The 3,133-nt window shown below is 62.8% G+C and carries 2 protein-coding genes and 1 pseudogene; all 3 read left to right on the forward strand.

Features of this window, described 5'->3' with window-relative positions:
- A partial coding sequence (locus Q8N40_RS17870; protein WP_305712753.1) for an ABC-F family ATP-binding cassette domain-containing protein occupies positions 1 to 770 on the forward strand: 770 nt, incomplete at its 5' end.
- Between the two features lie 143 nt (positions 771 to 913).
- Positions 914 to 2,707: an adenylate/guanylate cyclase domain-containing protein gene (locus Q8N40_RS17875; protein WP_305712754.1), complete on the forward strand. Its 1,794-nt coding sequence runs from the start codon at positions 914 to 916 to the stop codon at positions 2,705 to 2,707.
- 126 nt (positions 2,708 to 2,833) lie between these two features.
- Positions 2,834 to 3,133 (forward strand): annotated as a pseudogene (locus Q8N40_RS17880) (hypothetical protein); the annotation flags it as partial.

The following is a 3,133-nucleotide window of genomic DNA, read 5'->3' on the forward strand; positions in this document are numbered from 1 at the left end:
CGGCGCAGGTGCAGAGCCGGGTCAAGAAGCTGGAGAAGATCGAGCGGGTGGAGCCGCCGCGGCGCCGCCAGACGGTGGCGTTCGATTTCCTGCCTGCGCCGCGCTCGGGCGAGGACGTGGTCAGCCTGAAGAAGGTGCAGAAAGGCTATGGCAGCCGCAACATTTATGACGGGCTGGATTTCCAGGTGCGCCGCCGGGAGCGCTGGTGCGTGATGGGGATCAACGGTGCCGGCAAGTCGACGCTGCTGAAGCTGGTCGCGGGTTCCACCGAACCCGATGACGGCACGGTCGCGGTCGGCGGCAGCGTCAAGATGGGCTACTTCGCCCAGCACGCCATGGACCTGCTGGACGGCGAGCGCACGGTGTTCGAGTGGCTGGAAGATTCCTTTCCGCAGGCCGGGCAGGGCTCGTTGCGGGCGCTGGCCGGCTGCTTCGGCTTCTCCGGCGACGATGTCGAGAAGAAATGCCGGGTACTGTCGGGCGGCGAGAAGGCCCGGCTGGTGATGGCGCAAATGCTGTTCGACCCGCCGAACTTCCTAGTGCTCGACGAGCCCACCAACCATCTGGACATGGCGACCAAGGAGATGCTGATCAACGCTTTGTCCGAATTCGAGGGCACCATGCTGTTCGTTTCACATGATCGTCACTTCCTGGCCGCCTTGTCGAACCGGGTGCTGGAACTGACGCCGGAGGGCATTCACCAGTACGGCGGCGGCTATACCGAATATGTCGCTCGAACGGGCCAAGAAGCGCCGGGGTTGCGCAGTTAAGAAGTCACTTGGCGAAGCAGGAACACTGTTCTAACTATCATGCACATGCGAACTGGCGTCCGGCGGCAACTGGTGGTTTATAGTAGTTGGATTCGGTCGGCAGGCCACGTCCCTTAAGGGCTGCGGGTTCAGGGGCACGGGAGATGGAGAGACGCTTATCCGCAATCGTCTGCGCCGACGTCGCGGGTTACTCGCGAATGATGGGCGCCGACGAGGCCGGTACCCACGCCGCGTTCAAGGCGCATCGAAGCGCGGTCTATCCGGTCATTCTCAATCACGGCGGCCGGCTGGTGAAGAACACCGGCGACGGTTTCCTGCTGGAATATCCGAGCGTGGTGGGAGCGATCGAGTCGGCGGTCGGGATGCAGGCGCTGATGGCGGAACGCAACGGCCAGCTGCCCGCGGATCGGGTCATGCAATTCCGTCTCGGCGTCCACATGGGCGATGTGATGGCCGACGAGGACGAGGTGTTCGGGGACGGTGTGAACATCGCCGTCCGCCTCGAAGCGACTGCCACCCCCGGCGGCGTGGCCGTCTCCGCCAAAGCCTACCATGAGGCCAGCAAACACCTCAGCATCCCCCTGGTCGACGCCGGCGTTCACAAGTTCAAGAACATCGCCGAGCCGGTCCATGTCTGGACCTGGGAACCCGTCAGGTCCGAGAGCCCCGGCCCGGAAGCCAGGAGCGCGTCAAACCTGCTGGCCCACCGGACCGCGATCGTGGGCGTGCTTCCGTTTACAAATCTCAGCGACAGCTCCGACGAGTATTTCTCCGATGGACTGACCGAAGATCTGATCCACGCGCTGTCGCTGCAGTCCTTCTTTCGGGTGCTGAGCCGGAACCCGACCTTCGCCTTCAAGGGCAAGAACGTGAGCACGCGCCTGATCGCGCGCGAAATCGACGCGACCTATTTGATCCAGGGATCGGTGCGGCGTGCCGGAAGCAAGATTCGCGTCACCGCCGAACTGATCGCTCCCGAGAACGGCGAGCAATTATGGGCTGGCCGGTACGACAGGGACATCGGCGACCTGTTCGCGATGCAGGATGAGATCACCACCAATCTGTGCGCGGCCTTGGCGACGGAGATCTATCGTGCCGAAGCTTCCGCGCCGTCGCGGTCGTCGGCTGACCTGACTGCGTGGGACCGCTTCCTGCGCGGGCTCTCGCATTACTACAAGCCGACCAAGGCGGACTACGAAGCCTCGATCGATCTGTTCAGGGAGGCCATCGCGCTCGATCCGGCGCTGTCCATCGCGCGGGCCTATCTCGCCACCATCCTGACGCAGGGCGTGCACTTTGGATGGATCCGGAGCACCCGCGAATTGTGGAAGGAGGCGCTGGATCTCGCGGAAAGCAGCGTCCGGCTTGATCCCCGTTCCTCATTCGCGTTTTCAATCCTGTCCTATCTGAATGCGATGGAAGGCAATCACGATGCGGCGATGGATGCCGCACGGAAAGCAGTCGGATTGAACGCCTATGATATGGGTGCGCGCGGCGTGCTCGGAATTTGTCACATGGTGATCGGCGAGCACCGCCAGGCCATTGAACTGTTCTCGACGGCGGTGCAGCAGGGCAACAGCGATCCCCGATACCAATGGCCCGTATTCAATGCCTTCAGCCACTATCTTCTCCGGCAGTATGACGCTTCGCTGTCCTGGGCGCGTGAAGCGCTGTACCTCAATCCCAATCACCTTCAGGTGCTGTGCGTGCGTGCGGCGGCGCTCGCGCAACTGGACCGGACCGAGGAATCGGCGAAGGCGGTCGAAGTGCTGCTGGCCAGCTTTCCAGGCCTGAACGTCGAGCGGCACTTGCGGAATTTCCGCTGGAAAACCGCGGCCGACACCGCGCACTACCGTGACGGACTTTTGAAGGCCGGCGTTCCCCTGCGCAGCGTGAACCTCGTCGAGTCCGGCTCGAAGCTCACCGAGAATTCATAAGGCCGGCTGCGGAAAACCGCCGATGCCCGCCAGGCAGCGCCTCTTTGCCTCCGGTCTCCGGTGCCTCCGGTCTCCGGTTGACAGGGGTCCGGATTCCGCCAAAACTCCGCTGCAGCCTTAGGTAGCGTGTCGCTTGTAGATTCGCCTTTTCAAAACGCGACGAGTCAGCTTGATATTTTGATTGCCGGTACTTTTCACGATTTCGGTATTTTTTCGGGATTGAGTTCCATGGCAGACGACAGCGTCAACAAGCGTGCGAGCGGCGTGATCGCGCCCGGCCCCGCAGTTTCGCCCGATAATCCGTGCCCCTTCCTCCGCGCCGCCGTGTCGGAGGGTTTTGTCGGTGGCCACGTCGTGCCGATTCCGGAGCTTTGCAGGACCATCGAGGCCGCCAGCGGCAAGACCGGGTTGCAGAAGAAACTGGTC

Origin of the sequence: Bradyrhizobium sp., from assembly GCF_030693485.1 — a bacterium.
Classification (GTDB): domain Bacteria; phylum Pseudomonadota; class Alphaproteobacteria; order Rhizobiales; family Xanthobacteraceae; genus Bradyrhizobium.